The sequence below is a fragment of the Streptomyces sp. NPDC058576 genome (genome assembly GCF_042718715.1).
Taxonomy (GTDB): Bacteria; Actinomycetota; Actinomycetes; order Streptomycetales; family Streptomycetaceae; genus Streptomyces.
Window position 1 is genome coordinate 1 of sequence record NZ_JBHXPF010000037.1, and the last position, 23472, is coordinate 23472.

General features: G+C 71.7%; 27 protein-coding genes, 1 tRNA gene and 1 pseudogene. 19 read left to right on the top strand and 10 right to left on the bottom strand.

Features of this window, described 5'->3' with window-relative positions:
• Positions 1–155 precede the first annotated feature (155 nt).
• Both ACFWRV_RS23865 and ACFWRV_RS23870 read left to right on the top strand, forming a co-directional pair.
• Entirely contained in the window at positions 156–533 is a 378-nt protein-coding gene (locus ACFWRV_RS23865; RefSeq protein WP_382777822.1) for a hypothetical protein, read from the top strand.
• Positions 534–639: 106 nt separating this feature from the next.
• Positions 640–1773: an amidohydrolase family protein gene (locus ACFWRV_RS23870; protein WP_384337732.1), complete on the top strand. Its 1134-nt coding sequence runs from the start codon at positions 640–642 to the stop codon at positions 1771–1773.
• A gap of 52 nt (positions 1774–1825) precedes the next feature.
• On the opposite strand, the gene ACFWRV_RS23875 is transcribed toward ACFWRV_RS23870, so the two are convergent.
• From ACFWRV_RS23875 to ACFWRV_RS23885, 3 genes are all read right to left on the bottom strand, one after another.
• Positions 1826–2812, bottom strand: coding sequence for a heme A synthase (locus tag ACFWRV_RS23875; RefSeq protein ID WP_384337734.1), 987 nt, complete (start codon positions 2810–2812; stop codon positions 1826–1828).
• Positions 2813–2891: 79 nt separating this feature from the next.
• On the bottom strand, positions 2892–3659 hold the full coding sequence (locus ACFWRV_RS23880) for an ABC transporter permease (RefSeq protein WP_384337736.1): 768 nt from the start codon (positions 3657–3659) through the stop codon (positions 2892–2894).
• The gene (locus tag ACFWRV_RS23885) at positions 3656–4582 is read right to left on the bottom strand and encodes an ABC transporter ATP-binding protein (protein WP_384337738.1); all 927 of its coding nucleotides are present in this window, start codon (positions 4580–4582) and stop codon (positions 3656–3658) included. The genes ACFWRV_RS23880 and ACFWRV_RS23885 overlap by 4 nt, the downstream gene beginning before the upstream one ends.
• Before the next feature lie 136 nt (positions 4583–4718).
• On the opposite strand from ACFWRV_RS23885, the gene ACFWRV_RS23890 reads away from it, so the two are divergent.
• The 9 genes from ACFWRV_RS23890 to ACFWRV_RS23930 all read left to right on the top strand — a co-directional run bounded on the left by ACFWRV_RS23890 (position 4719) and on the right by ACFWRV_RS23930 (position 11735).
• Entirely contained in the window at positions 4719–5462 is a 744-nt protein-coding gene (locus tag ACFWRV_RS23890) for a helix-turn-helix transcriptional regulator (RefSeq protein ID WP_384337740.1), read from the top strand.
• Positions 5459–6880, top strand: coding sequence for a Fe-S cluster assembly protein SufB (sufB, locus tag ACFWRV_RS23895; RefSeq protein WP_007448476.1), 1422 nt, complete (start codon positions 5459–5461; stop codon positions 6878–6880). Before ACFWRV_RS23890 ends, sufB begins: the two co-directional genes overlap by 4 nt.
• Before the next feature lie 99 nt (positions 6881–6979).
• A complete protein-coding gene (gene sufD, locus ACFWRV_RS23900; RefSeq protein ID WP_384337742.1) occupies positions 6980–8161 on the top strand; it encodes a Fe-S cluster assembly protein SufD in 1182 nt (393 codons plus the stop codon).
• Positions 8161–8478, top strand: coding sequence for a bifunctional 3-phenylpropionate/cinnamic acid dioxygenase ferredoxin subunit (locus ACFWRV_RS23905; protein ID WP_003969893.1), 318 nt, complete (start codon positions 8161–8163; stop codon positions 8476–8478). Before sufD ends, ACFWRV_RS23905 begins: the two co-directional genes overlap by 1 nt.
• A gap of 7 nt (positions 8479–8485) precedes the next feature.
• Positions 8486–9250, top strand: coding sequence for a Fe-S cluster assembly ATPase SufC (gene sufC, locus ACFWRV_RS23910; RefSeq protein ID WP_381987049.1), 765 nt, complete (start codon positions 8486–8488; stop codon positions 9248–9250).
• Positions 9247–10515, top strand: a complete 1269-nt coding sequence (locus ACFWRV_RS23915; protein WP_384337745.1) for a cysteine desulfurase — start codon at positions 9247–9249, stop codon at positions 10513–10515. The genes sufC and ACFWRV_RS23915 overlap by 4 nt, the downstream gene beginning before the upstream one ends.
• A gap of 10 nt (positions 10516–10525) precedes the next feature.
• Entirely contained in the window at positions 10526–10981 is a 456-nt protein-coding gene (sufU, locus tag ACFWRV_RS23920) for a Fe-S cluster assembly sulfur transfer protein SufU (RefSeq protein ID WP_384337747.1), read from the top strand.
• Positions 10978–11316: a metal-sulfur cluster assembly factor gene (locus ACFWRV_RS23925; RefSeq protein ID WP_003969897.1), complete on the top strand. Its 339-nt coding sequence runs from the start codon at positions 10978–10980 to the stop codon at positions 11314–11316. Before sufU ends, ACFWRV_RS23925 begins: the two co-directional genes overlap by 4 nt.
• A gap of 53 nt (positions 11317–11369) precedes the next feature.
• Positions 11370–11735: a VOC family protein gene (locus ACFWRV_RS23930; RefSeq protein ID WP_384337749.1), complete on the top strand. Its 366-nt coding sequence runs from the start codon at positions 11370–11372 to the stop codon at positions 11733–11735.
• Positions 11736–11754: 19 nt separating this feature from the next.
• Here ACFWRV_RS23930 and ACFWRV_RS23935 read toward each other — a convergent pair whose 3' ends face one another.
• A complete protein-coding gene (locus ACFWRV_RS23935; protein WP_384337751.1) occupies positions 11755–12744 on the bottom strand; it encodes a hypothetical protein in 990 nt (329 codons plus the stop codon).
• Positions 12745–13031: 287 nt separating this feature from the next.
• On the opposite strand from ACFWRV_RS23935, the gene ACFWRV_RS23940 reads away from it, so the two are divergent.
• Together ACFWRV_RS23940 and ACFWRV_RS23945 are read left to right on the top strand one after the other, a co-directional pair.
• Positions 13032–13358: a multidrug efflux SMR transporter gene (locus ACFWRV_RS23940; protein WP_215111704.1), complete on the top strand. Its 327-nt coding sequence runs from the start codon at positions 13032–13034 to the stop codon at positions 13356–13358.
• Complete coding sequence (locus ACFWRV_RS23945; protein WP_384337753.1) at positions 13358–13930, top strand: TetR/AcrR family transcriptional regulator; 573 nt, start codon at positions 13358–13360, stop codon at positions 13928–13930. The genes ACFWRV_RS23940 and ACFWRV_RS23945 overlap by 1 nt, the downstream gene beginning before the upstream one ends.
• Positions 13931–13954: 24 nt before the next feature.
• Here the strand turns inward: ACFWRV_RS23945 and ACFWRV_RS23950 are convergent.
• Positions 13955–14155 (bottom strand): annotated as a pseudogene (locus ACFWRV_RS23950) (HxlR family transcriptional regulator); the annotation flags it as partial.
• A 132-nt stretch (positions 14156–14287) separates the two neighbouring features.
• On the opposite strand from ACFWRV_RS23950, the gene dapD reads away from it, so the two are divergent.
• Positions 14288–15286: a 2,3,4,5-tetrahydropyridine-2,6-dicarboxylate N-succinyltransferase gene (gene dapD / locus ACFWRV_RS23955; RefSeq protein ID WP_384337755.1), complete on the top strand. Its 999-nt coding sequence runs from the start codon at positions 14288–14290 to the stop codon at positions 15284–15286.
• A 19-nt stretch (positions 15287–15305) separates the two neighbouring features.
• Here the strand turns inward: dapD and dapA are convergent, their stop codons facing one another.
• Positions 15306–16187: a 4-hydroxy-tetrahydrodipicolinate synthase gene (gene dapA, locus ACFWRV_RS23960; protein WP_384337757.1), complete on the bottom strand. Its 882-nt coding sequence runs from the start codon at positions 16185–16187 to the stop codon at positions 15306–15308.
• 153 nt (positions 16188–16340) lie between these two features.
• Between dapA and ACFWRV_RS23965 the strand changes: the two genes are divergently transcribed.
• Positions 16341–17015 (top strand): DUF4232 domain-containing protein, encoded by a 675-nt coding sequence (locus tag ACFWRV_RS23965; RefSeq protein ID WP_384337759.1) that lies wholly within the window; start codon positions 16341–16343, stop codon positions 17013–17015.
• 69 nt (positions 17016–17084) lie between these two features.
• On the opposite strand, the gene ACFWRV_RS23970 is transcribed toward ACFWRV_RS23965, so the two are convergent.
• Positions 17085–17870, bottom strand: coding sequence for a phosphodiesterase (locus tag ACFWRV_RS23970; RefSeq protein ID WP_384337761.1), 786 nt, complete (start codon positions 17868–17870; stop codon positions 17085–17087).
• A 170-nt stretch (positions 17871–18040) separates the two neighbouring features.
• On the opposite strand from ACFWRV_RS23970, the gene ACFWRV_RS23975 reads away from it, so the two are divergent.
• The 4 genes from ACFWRV_RS23975 (at position 18041) to ACFWRV_RS23990 (ending at position 20939) form a co-directional block, all read left to right on the top strand.
• Entirely contained in the window at positions 18041–18754 is a 714-nt protein-coding gene (locus ACFWRV_RS23975; RefSeq protein ID WP_384337763.1) for an antibiotic biosynthesis monooxygenase, read from the top strand.
• Between the two features lie 191 nt (positions 18755–18945).
• Positions 18946–20442: a hypothetical protein gene (locus ACFWRV_RS23980; RefSeq protein WP_384337765.1), complete on the top strand. Its 1497-nt coding sequence runs from the start codon at positions 18946–18948 to the stop codon at positions 20440–20442.
• Positions 20431–20517, top strand: a tRNA-Gly gene (locus tag ACFWRV_RS23985). The genes ACFWRV_RS23980 and ACFWRV_RS23985 overlap by 12 nt, the downstream gene beginning before the upstream one ends.
• Before the next feature lie 191 nt (positions 20518–20708).
• On the top strand, positions 20709–20939 hold the full coding sequence (locus tag ACFWRV_RS23990; protein ID WP_003969918.1) for a hypothetical protein: 231 nt from the start codon (positions 20709–20711) through the stop codon (positions 20937–20939).
• 97 nt (positions 20940–21036) lie between these two features.
• On the opposite strand, the gene ACFWRV_RS23995 is transcribed toward ACFWRV_RS23990, so the two are convergent.
• The 3 genes from ACFWRV_RS23995 to ACFWRV_RS24005 form a co-directional block, all read right to left on the bottom strand.
• Positions 21037–22257 carry a TerD family protein gene (locus ACFWRV_RS23995; protein ID WP_384337767.1) on the bottom strand — a complete coding sequence of 407 codons (1221 nt, stop codon included), beginning with the start codon at positions 22255–22257 and terminating at the stop codon, positions 21037–21039.
• A gap of 84 nt (positions 22258–22341) precedes the next feature.
• A complete protein-coding gene (locus ACFWRV_RS24000) occupies positions 22342–22563 on the bottom strand; it encodes a hypothetical protein (protein WP_384337769.1) in 222 nt (73 codons plus the stop codon).
• 72 nt (positions 22564–22635) lie between these two features.
• Positions 22636–23445, bottom strand: coding sequence for an NAD-dependent epimerase/dehydratase family protein (locus tag ACFWRV_RS24005; RefSeq protein WP_384337771.1), 810 nt, complete (start codon positions 23443–23445; stop codon positions 22636–22638).
• Between the last annotated feature and the right edge of the window lie 27 nt (positions 23446–23472).

A 23472-nucleotide genomic window follows, 5' to 3' on the forward strand; every position in this document is an offset into this window, starting at 1 on the left:
TAACCGTGACCTACCCCCTCGGACTCCCCACTGTCCGGGGCCTCGGGGTGCCCCCCCTACTCCCCTTCCGCCCGGCCCCCCGGGGGGGGTGGGGGCCCACCCCCCACCCGACCCGCCCGTCGCCAGTTCATCTACCCGTCGGTAGCATCCTGTTCATGGCAGAGACGGCAGCAGACGCAGCGGACACCGAGCAGACCTCACGGACGGACGCCAGGAAGGCGGCGCGCGACGGGCGCAGGGCGGCGAAGCTCGCCCGCGAGATCGGCGCCTTCGCCAAGGAGCACGGCGGCGCGGAGGGACAGCTCGCCTACATCGGCCAGGCGGGCGCCCGCATCGTCCTGGTCGGCGAGGACGGCGCGTGGGGCGACCTCGTCGCCCCGACCTACGCGGTGGCCGAGAGCGCGGCCGCGAAGTCCGGCATCACGATGCACGACGAGTTCGACGGCGAGTTCGCGCTCAAGGTCCGCACCGGCCCGTACGAGTGGTCCCGGATGGCCGGGATCCAGGTCGGCGGCCCCTCCAACGACCGCTGACGCGGCTCTTTCCGGCCCTGATCGACGAGACATCCCCTCGGGCAACACCTGACCCGGGGCTCACCCGTTAGGCCGTGCACACGCACGCCGTCCCAGGGAGCCCCGGATGACCGACACCGTGCCCGTGGCCGACCTGGTCGACCAGAACTGCCACGGCGTGCTCCGCACCGAGCTGGGCCTCGGCACCTTCGAGGCCCGGCTTGCCGCCTCCCGCGCCCCGGCCGCCCCCGGCACCACCTTCTTCGACACCCAGACCGGCTTCGCCGTGCGCCGCTGGTGCCCGCCCCTGCTCGGCCTCGAAGCGCACTGCCCGCCCGCCGGCTATCTGGCCAGGCGGCGCGAGCTGGGCGTCGCCGAGACCTCCCGCCGCCTGCTGCGCGCCGCCGGGGTCTCCGCCCACCTCGTCGACACCGGTCTCCCCGGCGACCTCACGGGACCGGCCGAGCTGGCCTCCGCGGCGGGCTCCGAGGCCCGGGAGATCGTCCGGCTGGAGGTCCTCGCCGAGCACGTCGCCGACACCTCGGGCACCGTCGGCACCTTCCTCGTCAACCTCGGCGAGGCCGTGCACACCGCCGCCTCTTCGGCCGTCGCGTTCATCTCCGTCAGCGGGGACGCCCCGTACACCGCCCCCGAGCCGCCGGGGCCGGTCCGGGTGCGGGCGGCGGCCGGACGCTGGCTGGCCCGGCGGGAGACGGAGCGGCGGGCCGCCCGCCGGGGCACGGTGGGCCGGGGCGGCGGCGGGGCGCCCCTCGAACCGGAGCTGCTGGACCATCTGCGCTGGTCCGCGGTGGCCTGCGGGCTGCCGCTGCAACTGCGCCTGGGCGCCGCGGACCCGGCCCGCCTCGCCGACTTCGCCGCCGCGACCGAGGGGCACGGCTGCGACCTCGTCCTCCTGCACGGCTACCCGTACCACCGGCAGACCGCCGCGCTGGCCGGCCGGCACCCGCACGTCTACGCCGACCTGGGGGCCGTACCGGCGCGGACGGGGGCGCGGGCGGCGGCCGTGCTCGCGGAGATCATGGAGCTGGCGCCGTTCGGCAAGCTGCTGTTCTCCAGCGGGGCCCGGGCTCTGCCGGAACTGCACCTGGTGGGCGCGCGGCAGTTCCGCGAGGCGCTGGGGCGGGTACTGGGCGCCTGGGTCGAGGACGGCGCGTGGACCCGGCAGGACGCGGCCCGGGTCGCCGCGATGATCGGGTCGGGCAACGCGCGCCGGGTGTACGGGCTGGGGGGAGAGCGGTGAGGGGCGGCGGGCCTCCTCACCCGCCGCCCCTCACCCGCCGTACGTACGTCCGTCAGACGGCCGTCGCCGGTGCCGTCTCCGGCCGCTCGGCGGACGGGCCGGGCAGCGGGGCGCTCGTGTCGTCGCCGCGCTCGCGCATGCTCAGGATGAGCCGGACCACGGCGATCAACAGGATGGCCGAGCCGAACATGTGGATGCCGACCAGGATCTCGGGGACGTCGCTGAAGTACTGGACGTACCCGATCGCGCCCTGCGCGAGCAGGACGAGCAGCAGGTCACGGGCGCGGGCCCGGGTGTCGGCGGGCGCGTCGACCACCCGCAGGGCCAGCCACATCGCGATGGCCAGGGCGCAGACCACCCAGGCGGCGATGGCGTGGATGTGGGCGGCGACCGACCAGTCCCACGGCATGCGCGGCACGTCGCTGCTGTCGCCGGCGTGCTTGCCGGAACCGGTCACCGAGGTGCCCAGCACGAGCAGGACGACCGTGGTCGCGAGGATCGCCCAGGACAGCCGGCGCACCGGCAGCGGGGTCCGGGGCCGCGGCGGGCCGTCGCCCTCGCCCACCCGCACCCAGGTGATCACGGCGATGGCGAGGAGCACGTTGGCGAGCAGGAAGTGCCCGGCCACCGTCCACGGGTTGAGCCCCGCCCAGACCGTGATCCCGCCGAGGACGGCGTTGGCCAGCACGATCCAGAACTGCACCCAGGCCAGCCGGATCAGCTTGCGGCGGCGCGGCTTCATCGCGCTGATCGCGATGATCGCCCAGCCGACCGCGGCCGACAGCACATAGGCCAGCAGCCGGTTGCCGAACTCGATCGCGCCGTGCAGCCCCTGTTCGGGCGTCGCGAACAGGCTGTCGTCGGTGCACTTGGGCCAGGTGTCGCAGCCGAGGCCCGAACCGGTGAGCCGGACGGCTCCGCCGGTGATGATGATGAAGACGCTCATCATGATGGCGGAGAGCGCGGCGCGCTTCACCACCTTGGTGGACGGCGTCCAGCGCTTGGCGATGAGGGAGATGGGGGTTTCCACGCGGACCATCGTAGGACGGGGCTTGTGCGCGTTTTCACGAGGGGGTGGTTCGTGGCGCCTTGCCCGTGAAGATCCCTGCCGCCGTGTGCTACTCCCAGCGGAAGAACTTCGCCGCCGCGCCGAGCCCGATGACCGCCCACACAGCGAGGATCCCGGCCTGGGTCCACGGCATCGACGCACCGTGCTGGAGGACGTCCCGCAGGCCCTCCGAGAGTGCCGAGACGGGCAGCAGCCCCAGCACGGACTGCACCGCGTCCGGGAACTTGTCCAGCGGCACGATGACCCCGCCGCCGACCAGCAGCAGCAGGAAGACCAGGTTGGCGGCGGCAAGCGTCGCCTCCGCCTTCAGCGTCCCCGCCATCAGCAGCCCGAGCCCGGAGAACGCGGCGGTCCCCAGGACGAGGAGCAGCAGCACCGAGAGCGGATCGCCCTCGGGCGACCAGCCGAGCGCGAAGGCGATCGCCGTCAGCAGCACGATCTGGAGCACCTCGGTGACCAGCACCGACAGCGTCTTCGCGGTCATCAGCGCCCAGCGGGGCAGCGGGGAGGCCCCGAGCCGCTTGAGGACCCCGTAACGGCGTTCGAAACCGGTGGCGATGGCCTGGCCGGTGAAGGCGGTGGACATCACCGCCAGGGCGAGGATGCCCGGCGCGAGGAAGTCGACCGACGCGCCCGAGCCGGTGTCGACGATGTCGACGGCGCTGAACAGCACCAGCAGCAGCGTCGGGATGATCACTGTCAGCAGCAGCTGCTCGCCGTTGCGCAGCAGCATCCGGGTCTCCAGCGCGGTCTGCGCGGCGATCATCCGGGGGAGCGGGGCGGCGCCGGGGCGCGGGGTGTACGTACCGGCGCTCATGCGCGCAGCTCCTTGCCGGTCAGTTCGAGGAAGACGTCCTCCAGGGTGTGCCGCTCCACCGAGATGCCCTCGGGCATCACGCCGTGCTGGGCGCACCAGGAGGTCACGGTGGCCAGCAGCTGCGGGTCGATGCTCCCGGTGACCCGGTACGTCCCCGGCAGCGGCTCGGCCGCCCCGGAGCCGTCGGGCAGCGCCTTGACGAGGGAGCCGAGGTCGAGCCCCGGGCGGCCGGTGAAGCGCAGGGTGTTCTCCGCGCCGCCCCGGCAGAGCGCCTCCGGACTGCCCTGGGCGACGACCCGGCCCGCGTCGATGATCGCGACGTCGTCGGCGAGCGCTTCGGCCTCGTCCATGAAGTGGGTGGTGAGCACCACGGAGACCCCGTCGGCGCGCAGCTCGCGCACGAGGTCCCAGGTGGAGCGGCGGGCCTGCGGGTCGAGGCCGGCGGTCGGCTCGTCCAGGAAGACCAGCTCGGGCCGGCCGACGACCGCCAGGGCCAGGGAGAGCCGCTGCTGCTGGCCGCCGGAGAGCCGCCGGTAGGTGGTGCGGCCGCAGTCGCCGAGGCCGAGACGCTCGATCAGGGCGTCCACGTCGAGGGGGTGGGCGTGCAGCCTGGCCATGTGCCGGAGCATCTCCTCCGCGCGGGCGCCGGAGTAGACGCCGCCGGACTGGAGCATCACCCCGACCCGCGGTCGCAGCCGCTCGGCGTCGGCGACCGGGTCGAGGCCGAGGACCCGTACGGTGCCCGCGTCGGGGCGGCGGTAGCCCTCGCAGGTCTCGATCGTGGTGGTCTTCCCGGCGCCGTTCGGGCCGAGGACGGCGGTCACCGCGCCGGTCGCGACGATCAGATCGAGGCCGTTCACCGCGGTCTTCGCGCCGTACCGCTTGACCAGGTTCTCGACCTGTACGACGGGCTCGTTCTCCATGGCGCACCAGTCTAGGGGGGCCTATGGGAGGGGCGTCCCGCGGGCCCAGATTAGGTAACCCTAAGTGACGAACCACACCGTAGATCGTTTCGGACCGTGGTTGTCAGGTTCGAATGAATTACGCAACAATGGTGTTGTGAAATACGACGGACGGGCTCCTCAGGAGGAACTCGCGACCGGTGAGCGCTCGACGCGCAACCGGGTCGCGCGCTCCATCCTGGACCACGGCCCCTCCACCGTCGCCGATCTCGCGGGGCGCGTGGGCCTCACCCAGGCCGCCGTCCGCCGCCATCTGGACGCCCTCGTCTCCGACGATGTCGTCGAAGCCCGTGAACAGCGGGTCTACGGAGCGCGGACCCGCGGCAGGCCCGCCAAGGTGTTCGCCCTGACGGACTGCGGCAGGGACGCCTTCGACCAGTCCTACGACACGCTGGCCGCCGACGCCCTGCGCTTCATCGCCGAATCCGGCGGGGACGAGGCGATCATCGCCTTCGCCCGTGCCCGGATGGCCGCGATGGGCGAGGCGTACCGCGCGGCGGTCGAGGCCGCGGAGCCCGAGGGGCGCACCGAGGCCCTGGCCAAGGCCCTGTCCGCCGACGGGTACGCTGCTACGGCGCGAAGCGCGCCGGGCCCGCAGCAGGGCGAGCAGCTGTGCCAGCACCACTGCCCGGTGGCGCATGTCGCCGAGCAGTTCCCACAGCTGTGCGAGGCGGAGACGGAATTCTTCTCCAGCCTCCTCGGGACCCATGTGCAGCGGCTGGCCACCCTCGCCCACGGCGACGGCGTGTGCACGACCTATGTGCCGCGAAGTGGCCACGCAGCACCCCAACAGACCACCCATTCAGCATCTGCAAGCACGGCCGGGAGGAACCCCGCATGACGCTCCCCACGGAGACTGCCCACCCTGAGCTCGAGGGTCTGGGTACGTACGAATTCGGCTGGGCCGACTCCGACGCGGCAGGCGCGGCGGCGAAGCGCGGCCTCTCCGAGGCTGTCGTCCGCGACATCTCGGAGAAGAAGAACGAGCCCGAGTGGATGCTGAAGCTGCGGCTCAAGGGCCTCAAGCTCTTCGGTAAGAAGCCCATGCCGAACTGGGGCTCGGACCTGTCGGGCATCGACTTCGACAACATCAAGTACTTCGTGCGGTCCACGGAGAAGCAGGCGGCCTCCTGGGAGGACCTGCCCGAGGACATCAAGAACACGTACGACAAGCTCGGGATCCCCGAGGCGGAGAAGCAGCGCCTCGTCGCCGGCGTCGCCGCGCAGTACGAGTCCGAGGTCGTCTACCACCAGATCAACGAGGAGCTGGAGGCGCAGGGTGTCATCTTCATGGACACCGACACGGCGCTGAAGGAGCACCCGGAGCTCTTCAAGGAGTACTTCGGCACCGTCATCCCCGTCGGTGACAACAAGTTCGCCTCGCTGAACTCGGCCGTGTGGTCCGGCGGCTCGTTCATCTACGTGCCCAAGGGCGTCCACGTGGACATCCCGCTCCAGGCCTACTTCCGTATCAACACGGAGAACATGGGCCAGTTCGAGCGGACGCTGATCATCGTCGACGAGGACGCCTACGTCCACTACGTCGAGGGCTGCACCGCCCCGATCTACTCCTCGGACTCGCTGCACAGCGCCGTGGTCGAGATCATCGTGAAGAAGGGCGGCCGCTGCCGCTACACGACCATCCAGAACTGGTCGAACAACGTCTACAACCTGGTCACCAAGCGGGCCGTGGCCTACGAGGGCGCGACCATGGAGTGGGTCGACGGCAACATCGGCTCCAAGGTCACCATGAAGTACCCGGCCGTCTACCTGATGGGCGAGCACGCCAAGGGCGAGACCCTGTCCATCGCCTTCGCGGGCGAAGGCCAGCACCAGGACGCCGGCGCCAAGATGGTCCACATGGCCCCGAACACCTCCTCCAACATCGTCTCCAAGTCGGTGGCGCGAGGCGGCGGCCGTACGTCCTACCGCGGACTGATCGAGATCGGCGAGGGCGCGCCGGGCGCGAAGTCCAACGTCCTCTGCGACGCTCTGCTCGTCGACACGATCTCCCGCTCGGACACCTACCCCTACGTCGACGTCCGTGAGGACGACGTGTCGATGGGCCACGAGGCGACCGTCTCCAAGGTCTCCGAGGACCAGCTCTTCTACCTCATGAGCCGCGGACTCACCGAGTTCGAGGCCATGGCGATGATCGTGCGCGGCTTCGTCGAGCCGATCGCCAAGGAGCTGCCCATGGAGTACGCCCTGGAGCTCAACCGGCTGATCGAGCTGCAGATGGAGGGTTCGGTCGGCTAGGTCCTCGCCCGAGGACCACCGGGACGGCCGTCCGCGGCCGTCCCCGCCCCACCGAATCCCCCGAGTTCTTGACTGAAGAAAGCGAGCACTACGACAGCCATGGCTGAGGCTCAGAACACTCCGGCGGGCTCCACCACCGCCGGCTCCATCGCGGTGGCCGCCGAGTCGACCGTCGCCACCCGCATGAGCGCACCCCCGTCCTTCGACGTCGCGGACTTCCCCGTTCCGCACGGCCGTGAGGAGGAGTGGCGCTTCACGCCGCTGGAGCGGCTGCGCGGGCTGCACGACGGCACCGCGGTCGCGAACGGCGGCGGCGTGAAGGTCGCCATCGAGGCGCCCGAGGGTGTCACGGTCGAGACCGTCGGCCGCGACGACTCCCGGCTCGGCAAGGCCGGCACCCCGGTGGACCGGGTCGCCGCCCAGGCCTACAGCTCCTTCGAGCAGGCCTCGGTCGTCACGGTCGCCAAGGAAGCCGTGCTCACCGAGCCGATCAGGATCGCCGTGCACGGCGAGGGCGGCGTCGCCTTCGGCCACCAGCTCATCGAGCTGGGCGCCTTCGCCGAGGCCGTCGTCGTCATCGACCACACCGGTGACGCGGTGCTCGCCGCCAACGTCGACTACGTGCTGGGCGACGGCGCCAAGCTGACCGTCGTCTCCGTCCAGGACTGGGACGACACCGCCGTCCACGTCGGCCAGCACAACGCGCTGGTCGGCCGGGACGCCTCGTTCAAGTCGATCGTCGTCACCTTCGGCGGCGACGTCGTGCGCCTGCACCCCCGGGTCGCCTACGCGGCCACCGGCGGCGAGGCGGAGCTGTTCGGTCTGTACTTCACCGACAAGGGCCAGCACCAGGAGCACCGCCTCCTGGTCGACCACAACACCCCGCACTGCAAGTCCAACGCGGTGTACAAGGGCGCCCTCCAGGGCGACGGCGCGCACGCCGTCTGGATCGGCGACGTCCTCATCCAGGCCGCGGCCGAGGGCACCGACACCTACGAGATGAACCGGAACCTCGTCCTCACCGACGGCGCCCGGGTCGACTCCGTGCCCAACCTGGAGATCGAGACCGGCGAGATCGTCGGCGCCGGCCACGCCTCGGCGACCGGCCGCTTCGACGACGAGCAGCTCTTCTACCTCCAGTCCCGCGGCATCCCGGCCGAGGAGGCCCGCCGCCTCGTCGTGCGCGGCTTCTTCGCCGAGCTGGTCCAGCAGATCGGTCTGCCGGACGTCGAGGAGCGGCTCATCGAGAAGATCGAGGCCGAGCTGAAGGCGTCCGTCTGATGTCCTTCGTCAAAGCCTGTGCGCTGAGTGAGCTGGAGGACGACACCCCCAAGCGGGTGGAGCTCGACGGCACACCCGTCTCCGTCGTCCGCACCGAGGGCGAGGTGTTCGCGATCAACGACATCTGCTCGCACGCGAACGTCTCCCTCTCGGAGGGCGAGGTGGAGGACTGCGCGATCGAGTGCTGGCTGCACGGATCGTCGTTCGACCTCCGCACCGGCAAGCCGTCCGGCCTTCCCGCGACGCGCCCCGTCCCCGTATACCCCGTAAAGATCGAAGGGGACGATGTGCTCGTCTCCGTCACCCAGGAGTCCTGAGTCACCCATGGCAACGCTTGAAATCCGCGACCTGCACGTCTCCGTCGAGGCCGACAACGCCACGAAGGAGATCCTCAAGGGCGTCGACCTGACCGTGAAGCAGGGCGAGACCCACGCCATCATGGGCCCCAACGGGTCCGGCAAGTCCACCCTCGCGTACTCGCTCGCGGGTCACCCCAAGTACACGATCACGAGCGGCACGGTCACCCTGGACGGCGAGGACGTCCTGGAGATGTCCGTCGACGAGCGCGCCCGCGCCGGCCTGTTCCTGGCCATGCAGTACCCGGTCGAGATCCCCGGTGTCTCGGTCTCCAACTTCCTGCGCACCTCCGCCACCGCCGTCCGCGGCGAGGCCCCCAAGCTGCGTACGTGGGTCAAGGAGGTCAAGGAGACGATGGCCGGGCTCCAGATGGACCCGTCCTTCGCCGAGCGCAACGTCAACGAGGGCTTCTCCGGCGGTGAGAAGAAGCGCCACGAGATCCTTCAGCTGGAGCTCCTCAAGCCGAAGATCGCCGTCCTGGACGAGACCGACTCCGGCCTGGACGTCGACGCGCTCAAGACCGTCTCCGAGGGCGTCAACCGGGTCCGCGAGACCGGCGAGGTCGGCACCCTGCTGATCACGCACTACACCCGCATCCTGAAGTACATCAAGCCCGACTTCGTGCACGTCTTCGCCAACGGCCGGATCGCGGCCTCCGGCGGCGCCGAGCTGGCCGACCAGCTGGAGAACGAGGGCTACGAGGCCTACACGAAGGGTGGCGCTTCCGCGTGACTGACGCCCGACAGGGGCTCTCCGGCCTCCTCGACACCGAGGCGATCCGCAAGGACTTCCCGCTCCTGGACCGCACGGTCCACGACGGAAAGAAGGTCGTTTACCTGGACTCCGCGGCGACCTCGCAGAAGCCGCGCCAGGTCCTCGACGCGCTCAACACGTACTACGAGCGCCACAACGCGAACGTGCACCGCGGCGTCTACACGATCGCCGAGGAGGCCACCGCGCTGTACGAGGGCGCCCGCGACAAGGTCGCCGCCTTCATCAACGCACCCAGCCGTGACGAGGTGATCTTCACGAAGAACGCCTCGGAGTCGCTGAACCTCGTGGCGAACATGCTCGGCTGGGCGGACGAGCCCTATCGGGTGGACCGCGACACCGAGATCGTCACCACGGAGATGGAGCACCACTCCAACATCGTGCCGTGGCAGCTGCTCGCGCAGCGCACCGGCGCGAAGCTGAAGTGGTTCGGCATCACCGACGACGGCCGGCTCGACCTGTCGAACATCGACGAGATCATCACCGAGAAGACGAAGATCGTCTCCTTCACGCTGGTCTCCAACATCCTGGGCACCGTCAACCCGGTCGAGCAGATCATCCGCCGCGCCCAGCAGGTCGGCGCGCTGGTCTGCATCGACGCCTCGCAGGCGGCCCCGCACATGGTGCTCGACGTGCAGGCGCTCCAGGCCGACTTCGTGGCCTTCACCGGCCACAAGATGGTCGGCCCGACGGGCATCGGCGTGCTGTGGGGACGGCAGGAGCTCCTGGAGGACCTGCCTCCGTTCCTCGGCGGCGGCGAGATGATCGAGACCGTGTCGATGCACTCGTCCACCTACGCTCCCGCGCCGCACAAGTTCGAGGCCGGTACGCCCCCGATCGCCCAGGCCGTCGGCCTCGGCGCGGCCGTGGACTACCTCACCTCGATCGGCATGGAGCGGATCCACCAGCACGAGAAGGCGATCACCGGGTACGCGGTGAAGCGCCTCCTGGAGGTTCCCGACCTGCGGATCATCGGTCCGGCGACGGCCGAGGACCGCGGCGCGGCGATCTCCTTCACGCTCGGCGACATCCACCCGCACGACGTGGGCCAGGTCCTCGACGAGCAGGGCATCGCCGTCCGGGTCGGGCACCACTGCGCGCGCCCGGTCTGCCTGCGGTACGGAATTCCCGCGACGACGCGAGCGTCGTTCTATCTGTACTCCACGCCCGCCGAGGTCGACGCTCTGGTGGACGGGCTGGAGCACGTCCGGAACTTCTTCGGCTGAGGGCTGACTGGTGAAGCTTGATTCCATGTACCAGGAAGTGATCCTGGACCACTACAAGCACCCCCACGGGCGAGGCCTGCGGGACGGCGACGCCGAGGTGCACCACGTCAATCCGACGTGCGGCGACGAGATCACACTCCGGGTGAAGTACGACGGCGAGACCATCGCCGACGTGAGCTACGAGGGCCAGGGCTGCTCCATCAGCCAGGCCTCCGCCTCCGTGCTGAACGAGCTGCTCGTCGGCAAGGAGCTGTCCCAGGCGCAGAAGATCCAGGACGCGTTCCTGCAGCTGATGCAGTCCAAGGGCCAGCTGGAGCCGGACGACGCGATGGAGGAGGTGCTGGAGGACGCCGTCGCGTTCGCCGGCGTCTCCAAGTACCCCGCCCGGGTCAAGTGCGCGCTGCTGAGCTGGATGGCGTGGAAGGACGCGACGGCCAAGGCGCTGTCCGAAGGGAAGACCGCATGAGCGACAACGAGACCGCGACCATGAAGCCGGCCTCCGAGGAGGAGGTCCGCGAGGCGCTGTACGACGTCGTCGACCCCGAGCTGGGCATCGACGTCGTCAACCTGGGCCTGATCTACGGCATCCACGTCGACGACGCCAACATCGCCACCCTCGACATGACCCTGACGTCCGCGGCCTGCCCGCTGACCGACGTCATCGAGGACCAGGCGAAGTCCGCCACGGACGGCATCGTCAACGAGCTGCGGATCAACTGGGTCTGGATGCCGCCGTGGGGCCCGGACAAGATCACCGACGACGGACGCGAGCAGCTCCGCGCGCTGGGGTTCAACGTCTGACACGCTCCTCGGAGAGTGACGAACGGCCATGCCCGCCAGGCAGACTGGCGGGCATGGCCGTCTCCACGTACCACATCGCCGTCGACGCTCACGACCTGCCGCTGCTGGCCCGCTTCTGGAGTGCGGTGCTGGACTGGCAGGTGCTCTTCGAGCACGAGGAGGAGATCATCATCGGCGCGCACGAGACCGCGCTGCCGGGCATGTGCTTCCTCCCCGTGCCCGAGGGGAAGACCGTCAAGAACCGGATGCACATCGACCTGACCCCGGACGACCAGGCCGCCGAGGTCGAGCGGATCCTCGCGCTCGGCGCCCGGCGGGTGGACGTCGGCCAGGGACCGGACGCCACCTTCGTGGTGATGGCCGACCCCGAGGGCAACGAGTTCTGCGTGCTGCGCCCCAAGCGCACCCTGACCGACTGAGGCCTCCCCCCCGACGTCGTCAGACGTGGGCGGGCGGCGGCGGGCCGTACTGCTCCGGCAGGGTCGCTCCCGCCGCCCCGGCCAGGACCGGGCCCAGGTTCTCCGTGCGCATCCGGAGGTCGACGTACAGCAGGCCGATCACCAGCGGCGGGAGGATCATCGTGATCAGCTGGGAGATCATCTGGCTGATGAACGACAGCAGCGCCACACTGCCGAGCATGGCGATGAGCGCTCCGTCGCTGGGTTCGGAACCCATGTCCGCGGGGTCGAACAGGCCGGGAACCATGCCGATCATCTGGAAGGGCATCTGGATCATGAAGCCGATGACGGCCGCGAGCCCGAAGCCGAGCAGCGTGACGCCGAAGACCCGCCACCAGGTGCCGCGCACGAGCTGGGCCGAGCGTCGCAGGGCCGCCACCGGGCGCTGGTTCTCGAAGACCACGACGGTCGGGGCCAGGGAGAACCGCACCCAGAGCCACATCGCCACCGGAGCCAGGACCAGCCCGAGGAGAGAGCCGACCAGCGCCATCGGCATCAAGCCGTCCTCGTCGCCCAGCGAGACCGTGTAGGCCATCAGCCCGACGAAGGCGAGCAGGAAGAGGGCCATCGGGACGATCATGATCAGCCCGGTCAGGAACACCGCGCCGATGATCGACCAGACCCGCGACCACGCCCGCTTCCAGACCTCCCCGAAGCGGATCGGGCGGCCCAGGACGGCTTCCTGGAGGACGACGGGGACCGCCGCCTGCATCATGGCCGACGCCAGCAGGTAGACGATCATGCCGATGACCATCAGCACGCCGAACGCCACGCCCAGCGGGACGAGTTCGGCGGCGTCGGGCGAGCCCGGGGAATCGGACGTCAGCTCGTCCCACTGGCTCGCCACGGCGGATGCGGCCACCACCAGAGCGACGACCATCACGAGCGCCACCGCGCCGAACAGCGTCAGCGCCACGCCGATCAGCGGTTTCCAGTACCGCCCGATCGTCGCGAAGGCGCCGCTGAGCATGTCCGAGACCCTCAGCGGCGCCAGGGGTATCACCCCCGGCTTCGGCGGTGCCGCCCACCCGCCGTGCCAGCCGCCGCCCGCTCCCTGCGCGCCCCCGTGGAAGGGCCCCCCACCGTGAGGTGCGCCCCCGTACGGGCCACCGCCCCACCCTGCGTCCTGCGCCACTGCGTCTCCGTCATGTCGGCGGCCCGGGTACCGGGCCGTGTGTTCGGTCGGCACACCGTAGCGCCCCCGACGTGGGCCGATGATAGGTACGGCCGTACACAACGTTGGGTACAGTCGTACACATGGGATATGCATACGGGCTGCTCGCCGCCGCCATCGCGGCGGAGGTGGCCGGGACGACGGCCATGAAGTACAGCGAGGGCTTCACCCGGCTCTGGCCCTCGATCGGCACCGTGGTGGGCTACCTCATCGCCTTCACCCTGCTCGCGCAGACCCTCAAGACGCTCTCCGTCGGCACCGCGTACGCCATCTGGGCCGGCGTCGGCACCGCGGCCGTCGCCCTCATCGGGATCCTCTTCCTGGGGGAGTCCAGCGGCCTGGTCAAGATCACAGGCATCGCCCTGATCGTCGCCGGAGTCGTCGTCCTCAACCTGGGAGGGGCCCACTGATGGCCCGGCGGTACGACCCCGCCCGGCGGACACGCATCATCGATGCGGCGCTGACCGTCATCGCTTCCGACGGGATAGCCGGGCTCAGTCATCGCACCGTGGCCGCCGAGGCCGATGTGCCGCTCGGCTCGACCACGTACCACTTCGGCTCGCTCGACGAGCTCCTGGTCGCCGCCCTGCGCCGGTGCAACGAGAACTTCGTCCAGGCGCTGCGCTCCAGCGGCCTCTTCGCCGGGGAGGGGGACGGCGAACGGGGTCCGGCGGAGGCGGACCTCGCGGGGGAGCTGACCCGGCTGCTGGGCCGGTGGTTCGCGGGTGAACGCGGGGCGATCGAGCTGGAGTACGAGCTGTACCTCGCGGCCCTGCGCCGCCCCGCGCTGCGCCCCGTCGCCGCCGAGTGGACCGAGGAGGCCGTCGCGCTGCTGTCCCGGCGCACCGACCCGGAGACCGCGCGGGCCCTTGTCGCGCTGCTGGACGGCGTCTGCCTCCAGGTGCTGCTGACCGGGGGCACGTTCGACGCCCCGTACACCCGGAAGATGCTGGGGCGGATCGTCGCGGGCGGCGGCGCCTGACCGCGTCGGGGCCCTCGGTCGGGCCGCCGGGGGGCGGACCGCTTCCCGCGCCTCGTGCACGCTCGGTCCGATGTCCGTGATCGGGTACAGCACCTCGCGGATTGTCCGCTCCCGGTCCACCACCAGCGTCAGCCGCTTGAGTCCGCTCACGCCCGCCGCCCGGAACGTCGGCAGCCGCAGCGCCGCCGTCAGCGCCAGGTCCGCGTCCGAGAACGACGGGAAGCGCCCCGCCACCGCCCACGTCGCCGACCAGGCGCCCGGCCACGCCCAGGGCCGTTTGGGCGCGGGCTTCGGGAAAGGGGCCGCACGCTGAGACCGGTTCGCCCGAGCGGGCCCCGGCCGGTTAGGTTGCTGTTCATGACCGACACGACTTCCCAGGGTTCTGCCCGTACCACCGGCGCCGTCGCCGCCGGCCTCGCCACCGTCGCCGGTGACGGCACCGTCCTCGACACCTGGTTCCCCGCCCCCGAGCTGACCTCCGACCCCGGCCCCGCCGGTACGCAGCGGCTCACCCCGGACGAGGCCGTCAATCGCCTCGGCGAGGGCGCCGCCAAGGCGATCGGCGTGGACGCCCGGCGCGGTGTCGAGATCGTCGCCGTGTCCACGGTCATCTCCTCGCTCGACGACAAGCCGCTCGACGCGCACGACGCCTACCTGCGCCTGCACCTGCTCTCGCACCGGCTCGTCCAGCCGCACGGCCAGAACCTCGACGGGCTCTTCGGGCTGCTCGCCAACGTCGCCTGGACCTCGCTCGGCCCGGTCGCCGTCGACGACCTGGACCGGGTCCGCCTCAACGCCCGCGCCGAGGGCCTGCACCTCCAGGTCACCTCGGTCGACAAGTTCCCGCGCATGACGGACTACGTGGCGCCCAAGGGCGTACGCATCGCCGACGCCGACCGCGTCCGGCTCGGCGCGCACCTCGCCGCCGGGACCACCGTCATGCACGAGGGCTTCGTCAACTTCAACGCCGGCACGCTCGGCACCTCCATGGTCGAGGGCCGGATCTCCGCGGGCGTCGTCGTCGGCGACGGCTCGGACATCGGCGGCGGCGCGTCCACCATGGGCACCCTCTCCGGCGGCGGCAAGGAGCGCATCATCATCGGCGAGCGCTGCCTGGTCGGGGCGGAGGCGGGCGTCGGGATCGCGCTCGGCGACGAGTGCGTCGTCGAGGCCGGTCTGTACGTCACCGCCGGTACGCGCGTCACGCTGCCGGACGGTCAGGTCGTCAAGGCCCGCGAGCTGTCCGGCGCCTCGAACATCCTCTTCCGCCGCAACTCGGTCACCGGCACCGTCGAGGCCCGCCCGAACAACGCGGTCTGGGGCGGCCTGAACGACGTGCTGCACGCCCACAACTGATCTCCGCTGTTCCCGTACATCAGGCCGCGAGAAGTTCCTCGTACGCCTTCCGCAGCCCGTCGGCCGCCTCGCGCCCGGCGGGCTGCAGCGGTTCCCGGACCGGGCCCGCGTCCAGGAGCGCCTTCGCGGTGACGGTGCCGGGGAGGCCGCTCGCCATCATCAGTTCGGTGAGGCGCGCCGTGAGCCCGTTGAGCCGGGCCGCCTCGTCGGTGCGGCCCGCGTCGAACGCGTCCAGCGGCGCCCGCATCCGGCGGGGGACCACGTTCGCGACCGTACTGACGTAACCCGCGCCGCCCACCGCGTACAGCGGCAGGTTCAGCTCCTCGCAGCCCGAGTAGTACGCGAGCGAGGTGCGGGCCAGCACCTTCGTCGCGCCGAGCAGGTCCAGGGAGCAGTCCTTCACCGCGACGATCCGCGGGTGCTCCGCCAGCCGCAGCACGGTCTCCGGCTCGATCCGTGTGCCGGTGCGGCCGGGGATGTCGTACAGCATCAGCGGCAGGCCGGTGGAGTCCGCGACCCGCAGGAAGTACGCCTCTACGGCGGCCTGCGGCGGGCGGCTGTAGTACGGGGTCACCACCAGCAGCCCGTCCGCGCCCGCCTCCTCGGCCTCCCGCGCCAGGCGCAGGGTGTGCGCGGTGTCCGGGCCGCCGACACCGGAGAGCAGCGGCACTCCGTCACCGACCTCCGCCCGGACGGCCCGCAGCAGGGCGGACTTCTCGGCCTCCGTCGTGGTGGGGGACTCGCCCGTGGTGCCGCTGAGGACGATCCCGTCGCAGCCCTGTGCCACCAGCCGCGCGGCATGCGCGCGGGCGGCGTCCTCATCCAGGGCCCCGGTGGCGGTGAAGGGCGTGATCATGGCGCAGAGTGCGCGGCCGAAGGGGCGCGGTGCGGTGGCGGTCATGCCCGAAGTGTCTGCGCCGGGAACCGGAAAGGTCCACTTAGATCTCCTTGTGACGAACGGCAAGGGATGCTGAAGAGTCGGGCGGGCGCTTCCGCTCCTCCTGACATGACCGATGAGCGGGCGGGTGACCGGCCGCGGCGAGGGGTGGGCGACATGGGCGGGCGCATACGGGTACGGAGACGGGTCCCCCTGATCCTGCTGACGGCCACGCTGGCGGCGCTGACCGGCTGTTCGGGCTTCCTCGTCCCGGCCGGCGAGGGGGAACGGCCGGACCCCACCCCGTCCGCCTCCGCTTCCCGGCCCGGCGTCGTCCGCGCCGAGACGCTGCCCCCGACCCCCGCGCCGGGTGCCGACGCGCCCGCCCAGGGCGCCCCGGCGCAGACCGGCCCTACCTCCGCCCCGCCCGGGAAGTGCCCCGCGTCCGGGGTCGTGGTGGACATGGGCCCGGTGGAGACCGGGATGATGCACCGGGCCGTCGTGCTGACCCTCACCAACTGCGGCCGCGAGCCCTACGCCGTCGACGGCTACCCCTGGGTCCGGGCCCTCGGCGAGGACGGCCGCCCTCTGTCCGTCAAGGTCAACGAGGACGGTTCGTACTTCGGCAACGACCCGGGCCCGAAGAAGCTCCAGCTCGACCCCGGCCGCACCGTGAAGTCGATCCTCGCCTGGGTCTCCACGCCCGAGGGCGGCGACCTCATCGAGGGCGACGCACTGGCGGTCTCCGCCGCCCCCGGCCTCCCGGTGCGGGTCTTCCCGCTGGAGGGCCACGACATCCGGCTGATGGACGAGCTCAACACCACGGCCTGGCGCACCGAACTCGGCGGCTGAGGAAGGGACTTCGGTGGCCGATGACGGGATTTCGGCGGCGGGCCGGAACTCGGGCGCCCCGGCCGGACCTCAGCTCCCCGGTGCGGCCCCGGCCGTGGGGACGGTGTGCGTGACCCAGGCCGCGCCCGCCGGAGCCCCGGGCAGCACGTGCAGCAGGAACGCCGCAGGCTCGTCCGGACGGCCCGGCACACCCTCCCGCAGCACCAGCCCGCTCTGCCGGTACGTGCTCGGCGCGACGGCCACCGTACTGCCCGCGAAGGGCGCGGTGACCGGGCGGTGCACATGGCCCGCCAGCACCCGGACGACCCGGGGGTGCGCGGCGACCACCCCGGCCAGCGCGGGGCCGTCCGCCAGGCCCATCGCGTCCAGGAACGGAATGCCGACCGGAACCGGCGGGTGGTGCAGGCAGACGAGGGCCGGTACGCCGGGGCGCTGGGCGAGGGCCCGGTCCAGCCAGGCCAGCTGCAAAGAACCCAGCCGCCCGCCCGGGGAACCGGCGACCCACGAGTCCAGGACCACGACCGTGAACGCCGGATGCTCCACCACGTACGACGTCAGCGTCCCCCCGCCCAGGAAACGCGTCCCGCCGAACCCGCCCACGAGAGCCTCGGGCACGTCGTGGTTCCCCGCCACCAGGTGCAGGGGCAGCGGGAACGCGTCGACCTCCTCGCGCAGTGCCGTGTACTCGCCCCGCTCCCCCCGCTCGGTGAGATCACCGGTGATCACGGCGCAGTCCGGGAGCGGATCCAGGGCGAGCACCCGGCGCAGAGCGGCCCGCAACCCCGCCGCGGGGGCCGCCGCCCCGGGGCCGGTGGTGAGGTGCGGGTCGCTCAGGTGCGCCACGGAGAGGGTCATGGTTCCCCTCCTTCCCCGGCCGCCTCCCACCGCACCCGTGGCCGCTCACGCCGTGGGCGAACGGACGCGCGGACGCGTCGGCGGGAACGGCCTTGACCTCGACCGGACTTGAGGTGTGACGGTGGTGATCACGGCGCACCGAACGGCGCGCGTGAGAGGGGACCACCGCCATGACCACGCACTTCACCGACCGCCCCGACCCGGCCCGCGCCGACGCCGGGATCGCCAAGGCCAGCACCTGGAACGTCGGGACACCGCAGCGGCAGCGGGAGGCCGTCGGCGCCATCCGGAAGGCCTGGGAGAGCCGGGAATGGCCGCACCCGGGGCTGCTCTCCTACAGCGTCTACGAAGGAGAGGACGGCGCGACCCTGCTCCACTACTCCCAGTGGACCGGCGAGCAGGCCTACCAGGACTTCGTACGCGAGAGCCGCGACGCCCGCAACGCCGAGATCGACGCCGCCGTCCCCGGCATCGAACGGATCGCCCTGCACACGTACGCGCTGTACCGCTCCGGACTCCGGGCCGAGGGCGACACCCGGGAGACCGGCTGCGTCGTCATCGTCGACGTCGAGTTCGACGGGCCCGACCCCGCCCGGCAACGCGACTGGGTGGACCGCGTGTTCGAGGCGCTCGGCGACGAGGCCGAGCTGCCCGCCGGCGGCATCGCCGCGCACTTCCACGCGAGCACGGACGGCACCCGGGTCCTCAACTACGCCGAGTGGGAGAGCGCCGAGCACCACATCGCGGCCCTCGCCGCCCCCGGTGAGGGCGTCGGTTCCCCGTACCCGCTCTGGGAACGCGTCCAGAAGTACCCGGGCATGACCGGCGGCGGCGTGCACCGCTACACCCCCGCGCTCAGCATGGAGCCGGGCGCGGAAGGGTAGCGCGCCCACCCGCGGCGGGCGGCAGGTGACGAGAGCGCCGGGCCGCAGGCGGGTGATCGCGGCGGGCGGAAGCGGCGGAGAGCGATGGGGGCAAGCGGCGGGCGGCAGGCGGCGAAATACGTCTAGGCTTGGGCGGCTGAACCGCGTACGCACTCCGTACGCCCCCGAGCACGCACCGAGGAGACCCCCCGATGTCCGCAGAGCGCCCCTCCCTGCCGCCGGTGCGGCTGAACTCCGAGGCCGAACTGGCACGGGACGCGCTCGCCGCTCCGCTGTTCGTCCGCGCCGTCAGGCTCGCCCGGTGGGCCGGTCCCGAGACCCGTGTCGGGGCGGGCGGCGAGCTCGTCGAGGCACAGCTGCCCGCGGCCGCCGAGCACCTCGGGCTCCCGGCCGACGAGGACGGCGCCGCGTACGCCAGCGAGGCCTGGCGGCTCGCCGTGGACACCGGTCTCCTCGACGTCACCGACCCCGAGGAGGACGGACTTCCGGACGGCTCGGAGGGCTCGGACGGCTCCGAGGCCGAGGGCACCGTCACCGCGGGCGAGAACCTGGCCCTGCTCACGGGCGGCTCCCCGCAGGACGTCCTGTCCATCTGGCTGGACGGCCTGGACGCGGTGCACGCCGACGCCACCGCACCCGTCCTGGACGACTTCGCGGACCTCGTCGGCGAGGACGGCTCGATCGACTTCGACGCCCTGGACTGGGACCCGGAGGCCGAGTCGGAATTCCTCGACGGCGTCCTCGGCAACCTCTACCTGCTCACCCTCGCGGACAACGGCGCGGGCGATGGACCGGTCCCGCTGCCCGCCCTCGCCGCGTCGATGATCGTCCCCGACGACATGGGCGAGCCCACGGACGACATCCTGGAGCAGGTGTCGGAGGCGATGATGCGCCTGGACGACCAGTTCCGGCTCCTCGAACCCATCGGGATCGTCGCATACCGGCCGGTCGACGAGGCGCTGCTGGTCGAGGAGGGCGAAGCCGCGGACGACTCCGTCGCCGGGGCCGACGACGAGGACGTCACCCGCTACGGCATGGTCCAGCTCACCCCCCTCGGCCTGTACGGCATCCGGGCCCGGATGCTGGAAGCCGGGATGGACGCGCCCGCCGTCGGCGACCTCGCGGGCAAGGGCGCCGACGTCCTCCTCGACGGCATCGCCCACTACCCGGAGTCCGCCGCCCGCGCCGAGGTCAAGCTCTGGCTCGCGGGGTACGCCGAGGGCGCGGTATCGGCGGCGGCCGAGCTGCTGGCCGCCGCGCGCGGCACGGACGAGGGCGCCCCGCTGCGCCGCCTCCACTGCCAGCAGGCCCTCGCCCTGGCCGGCCCCGAGGCGGAGCCGCCCGTACGCGCGGTGCTCGGCGACCCGGAACTGGGCGGCCTGGCCCGGGTCTGGCTCGCGGAGCGCGGCGCCGCCGACGTGCCCGCCCCGCCGGAGGACATGATCTTCTGGCTGGCCATCGACACCATCGCCGCGCAACTGGACGCGGACGGCGAGCTGGACGAGCTCCAGGGCCTGATCGAGGGCCTCTCCGCACAGCACAGCGGCTTCTTCGACGAGGTCTGGCGGGTCGACCACCCGGCCACCGCCGACGTGCTGGAGGCCATGGGCCGGCTGCACAGCGACAAGAAGGCCGCCAAGGACGCCCGCAAGGCGGCGTTCAAGGCTCGGTCGCGCGCGGACGGCTGAGAGCGGCGCGTAGCTCCTGTCCTGAGCGCTGCTCCTCCCCAGCAGGTGTCGGCGGTTCGACACCGCCCGTCCGCCCCGGCGGGCGAAGCGAAAAACGCCACACCTTCGGGGGTCTTTCCGATGCCGCGTTCCGCGTGGTTTCGCTGCTGGAGGCGGCAGTAAGCGCTGACCGGCCCTGGTGAGCGCTGATTACGAATCCGGCACTTCTGGGGCCCCTGCGCCGACGGGCATGGCGTCGGGCCTTCACAGGGCGCATACTCGACGTAATGAAACAGTCAGCCGGATCCCGGCGTCACCTGCCTTCCAGTCCCTTCAACCGCCCGGCCCAGGAGGCCCCACCGGTCGAATGCTTCGATGTGGGCGACAGGGTGTCGCACGACCAGTTCGGGCTCGGCAGGATTCTTGCTGTCGAGGGCGACAACGACGCAGTCCTCATCGACTTCTCGGGGCGTCAGGGAAGGATCCTGAGCCCGTACTCCAAGTTGACCAAGCTCTGAGACGCGAGACGAGCACGAGCAGCGTCCGCCTTCTCCGGATCCGGGGCGCCTGAATCCCTTCAGGCGCCCCGGACTCCGTTCCGGGTCCGCAGGCCCCTCAGAGGGCCTTGGCGGCGGGCTTCACCATGCCCCGCACGGTGCGCGACTTCACGAACTCGCCGATCGCGGTCATCTCCCACTCGCCGGTGAACTGCTTGATGAGCTTGGCCATCATCACGCCGGTCTGCGGCTCGGCGCCGGTGAGGTCGAAGCGCACCAGCTCCTCGCCCGAGGCGTCGTCGATCAGCCGGCAGTAGGCCTTGGCGACCTCGTTGAACTTCTGGCCGGTGAACGAGTTCACCGTGAAGACCAGGCCCGTCGCGTCCGCGGGGATCCGGCCCAGGTCCACGACGATCGCCTCGTCGTCGCCCGCGCCCTCACCGGTGAGGTTGTCGCCGGAGTGCTTGATCGCCCCGTTCAGAATGGTCAGCTTGCCGAAGTAGCAGCTGTCCAGGTGGTTGCGGTTGGGGCCGTAGGCGATCACCGACGCGTCCAGGTCGATGTCCTTGCCGCGGAACGCGGGCTCCCAGCCCAGGCCCATCCTGACCCGCGAGAGCAGCGGTGCGCCGCCCTTGACGAGGGACACGGTCTGGTTCTTCTGGAGGTTGACCCGGCCCTTGTCCAGGTTGATCTTCCCGGAGCCGGCGGGCGCTGCGGGGGCCGCCGGGGGAGCGGGCGGTGCGATCCGGGGGTCGACGGGAGCGGCGACCGGGGCGGGGGCCTGGGGCGCGACCGGAGCGGGGGCCGCCGGGACCGGAGGCGCGACCGGGGCCGCGGGCTCCTCGACCGAGACGCCGAAGTCCGTGGCAATCCCGGCGAGACCGTTCGCGTAGCCCTGGCCGACCGCGCGGGCCTTCCAGGCGCCGTTGCGCAGGTAGATCTCGATGACCACGAGCGCCGTCTCGGCGCCCAGCTGCGGCGGGGTGAAGGTGGCGAGCGCGCTGCCGTCGTCCGCGTTGCGCACGGTGGCGGTGGGCTCGACGCCCTGGAAGGTCTGGCCCTCGGCGTCCGGGCTCGCGGTGACGACGATCTTCTCGATGCCCGGCGGGACGGCGGTGGTGTCCACCACGATCGCGTCGGGTCCCGAGCCCCCGCCGGCGCGGTAGGTCACGCCGGGGCCCGAGGGCTGGTTGTAGAAGATGAAGTCGTCGTCGGAGCGCACCTTGCCGTCGGCGGTGAGCAGCAGGCCCGAGACGTCGAGCCGCACCGGAGCGGCGACGTCCACCGCCACGCGGGCGGCGGGGAGAGGAATGTTCGAGCCGGGGGTCATTGCGGTCATGCACGGGGTAACGAACGACCCTGCTTTGCCGTTCCCTTACCTTCGCGCCCGTCCGCCGGACACTTTTCGCCCGCCGGAACCGACTCAGCGGCGGTTGCGCGGGTGGTTGCGGGCGGTGCGCTCGTTGCCGTGCTTGTACGCGCCGGTCCAGCGCGCCATCACCATCTGGGCGTCGCCCGATGCCACCTCGGCCAGGAACTTCTCCGCCCGGCCACCGCGCAGGGTGCCCGCGGGCCGCCCGTGGTGGGTGATGGTGACGCTCTGGTCGCCCTGCTGTTCGTACTGGAATCCGGAGGGTCTCGGCATGCCCGTATCCTGCCCGCCCCGAAGCCCCGCGTCGCCCGCATTTCCGCCCTCCCCGCCTTCCGGCCCGCCGGCTCAGTGCGGCCAGATCGGCGGGTCGGTCACGAAGTGGCCGCCCACGCGGGTGTGCGCCGGATTGCCCGGGTCCAGCTCGCCCTGGTCGGCGACGAGCTGCGCCGCGTACGGCTCCGAGTCGTCCAGCGGCCGGTAGCCCAGCGCCCGCGCCGGTGTCAGGTCCCACCACAGGCGGGTGTTGGCGGAGGAGCCGTAGACGACGGTGTGGCCGACGTCCTCGGCGGTGAGGGCCGCGTGGAACAGGCGCGCGCCGTCGGCGGGGCTCAGCCAGACCGACAGCATCCGCACCGAGGTGGGCTCCGGGAAGCAGGACCCGATCCGTACCGACACCGTCTCCAGTCCGTGCCGGTCCCAGTAGAGCTGTGCCAGGTCCTCGCCGAAGCTCTTCGAGAGCCCGTAGAAGGTGTCCGGGCGGCGCGGGGTGTCCAGGGGGATCAGCGGACCACCGGCGGCCGGGCGCGGGGTGTGGCCGATGACGTGGTTGGAGGAGGCGGACACGATGCGCGGGACGCCCGCCTCGCGGGCCGCCTCGTAGAGCGCGTGCGTGCCCTGGATGTTGGCGCGGAGGATCTTGTCGAACGTGGACTCCAGCGAGATTCCCGCCAGATGGATCACCGCGTCCACCCCGCGCACGGCCTCGCGCAGCGCCTCCCGGTCGTTCAGGTCGGCGGTGATCGCGTCGGGCGCGCCCTCCACCGGGACCAGGTCGTACAGCCGCAGGTCGTATCCGTACGCGGGCAGCAGTCCCCGCATCAGGGTGCCGAGGCCGCCTGCGGCGCCGGTGAGCAGGACGGTACGGGGAGCGGTCATACGAGGGTCTCCTCGGGGTGAAACGCG

What these genes read in the sequence shown, in the direction of transcription:
- ACFWRV_RS24005 (WP_384337771.1), bottom strand. Translation starts at nt 23,445, where the DNA reads ATGACCGCTCCCCGTACCGTCCTGCTCACCGGCGCCGCAGGCGGCCTC.
- ACFWRV_RS23975 (WP_384337763.1), top strand. Translation starts at nt 18,041, where the DNA reads ATGACCACGCACTTCACCGACCGCCCCGACCCGGCCCGCGCCGACGCC.
- sufB (WP_007448476.1), top strand. Translation starts at nt 5,459, where the DNA reads ATGACGCTCCCCACGGAGACTGCCCACCCTGAGCTCGAGGGTCTGGGT.
- dapA (WP_384337757.1), bottom strand. Translation starts at nt 16,187, where the DNA reads ATGACCGCCACCGCACCGCGCCCCTTCGGCCGCGCACTCTGCGCCATG.
- ACFWRV_RS23870 (WP_384337732.1), top strand. Translation starts at nt 640, where the DNA reads ATGACCGACACCGTGCCCGTGGCCGACCTGGTCGACCAGAACTGCCAC.
- ACFWRV_RS23925 (WP_003969897.1), top strand. Translation starts at nt 10,978, where the DNA reads ATGAGCGACAACGAGACCGCGACCATGAAGCCGGCCTCCGAGGAGGAG.
- ACFWRV_RS23970 (WP_384337761.1), bottom strand. Translation starts at nt 17,870, where the DNA reads ATGACCCTCTCCGTGGCGCACCTGAGCGACCCGCACCTCACCACCGGC.
- ACFWRV_RS23990 (WP_003969918.1), top strand. Translation starts at nt 20,709, where the DNA reads ATGAAACAGTCAGCCGGATCCCGGCGTCACCTGCCTTCCAGTCCCTTC.
- ACFWRV_RS23880 (WP_384337736.1), bottom strand. Translation starts at nt 3,659, where the DNA reads ATGAGCGCCGGTACGTACACCCCGCGCCCCGGCGCCGCCCCGCTCCCC.
- sufC (WP_381987049.1), top strand. Translation starts at nt 8,486, where the DNA reads ATGGCAACGCTTGAAATCCGCGACCTGCACGTCTCCGTCGAGGCCGAC.
- ACFWRV_RS23965 (WP_384337759.1), top strand. Translation starts at nt 16,341, where the DNA reads ATGGGCGGGCGCATACGGGTACGGAGACGGGTCCCCCTGATCCTGCTG.
- ACFWRV_RS23930 (WP_384337749.1), top strand. Translation starts at nt 11,370, where the DNA reads ATGGCCGTCTCCACGTACCACATCGCCGTCGACGCTCACGACCTGCCG.
- dapD (WP_384337755.1), top strand. Translation starts at nt 14,288, where the DNA reads ATGACCGACACGACTTCCCAGGGTTCTGCCCGTACCACCGGCGCCGTC.
- ACFWRV_RS23885 (WP_384337738.1), bottom strand. Translation starts at nt 4,582, where the DNA reads ATGGAGAACGAGCCCGTCGTACAGGTCGAGAACCTGGTCAAGCGGTAC.
- ACFWRV_RS23980 (WP_384337765.1), top strand. Translation starts at nt 18,946, where the DNA reads ATGTCCGCAGAGCGCCCCTCCCTGCCGCCGGTGCGGCTGAACTCCGAG.
- sufD (WP_384337742.1), top strand. Translation starts at nt 6,980, where the DNA reads ATGGCTGAGGCTCAGAACACTCCGGCGGGCTCCACCACCGCCGGCTCC.
- ACFWRV_RS23935 (WP_384337751.1), bottom strand. Translation starts at nt 12,744, where the DNA reads ATGCTCAGCGGCGCCTTCGCGACGATCGGGCGGTACTGGAAACCGCTG.
- ACFWRV_RS23905 (WP_003969893.1), top strand. Translation starts at nt 8,161, where the DNA reads ATGTCCTTCGTCAAAGCCTGTGCGCTGAGTGAGCTGGAGGACGACACC.
- ACFWRV_RS24000 (WP_384337769.1), bottom strand. Translation starts at nt 22,563, where the DNA reads ATGCCGAGACCCTCCGGATTCCAGTACGAACAGCAGGGCGACCAGAGC.
- ACFWRV_RS23945 (WP_384337753.1), top strand. Translation starts at nt 13,358, where the DNA reads ATGGCCCGGCGGTACGACCCCGCCCGGCGGACACGCATCATCGATGCG.
- ACFWRV_RS23865 (WP_382777822.1), top strand. Translation starts at nt 156, where the DNA reads ATGGCAGAGACGGCAGCAGACGCAGCGGACACCGAGCAGACCTCACGG.
- ACFWRV_RS23995 (WP_384337767.1), bottom strand. Translation starts at nt 22,257, where the DNA reads ATGACCGCAATGACCCCCGGCTCGAACATTCCTCTCCCCGCCGCCCGC.
- ACFWRV_RS23875 (WP_384337734.1), bottom strand. Translation starts at nt 2,812, where the DNA reads ATGGTCCGCGTGGAAACCCCCATCTCCCTCATCGCCAAGCGCTGGACG.
- ACFWRV_RS23940 (WP_215111704.1), top strand. Translation starts at nt 13,032, where the DNA reads ATGGGATATGCATACGGGCTGCTCGCCGCCGCCATCGCGGCGGAGGTG.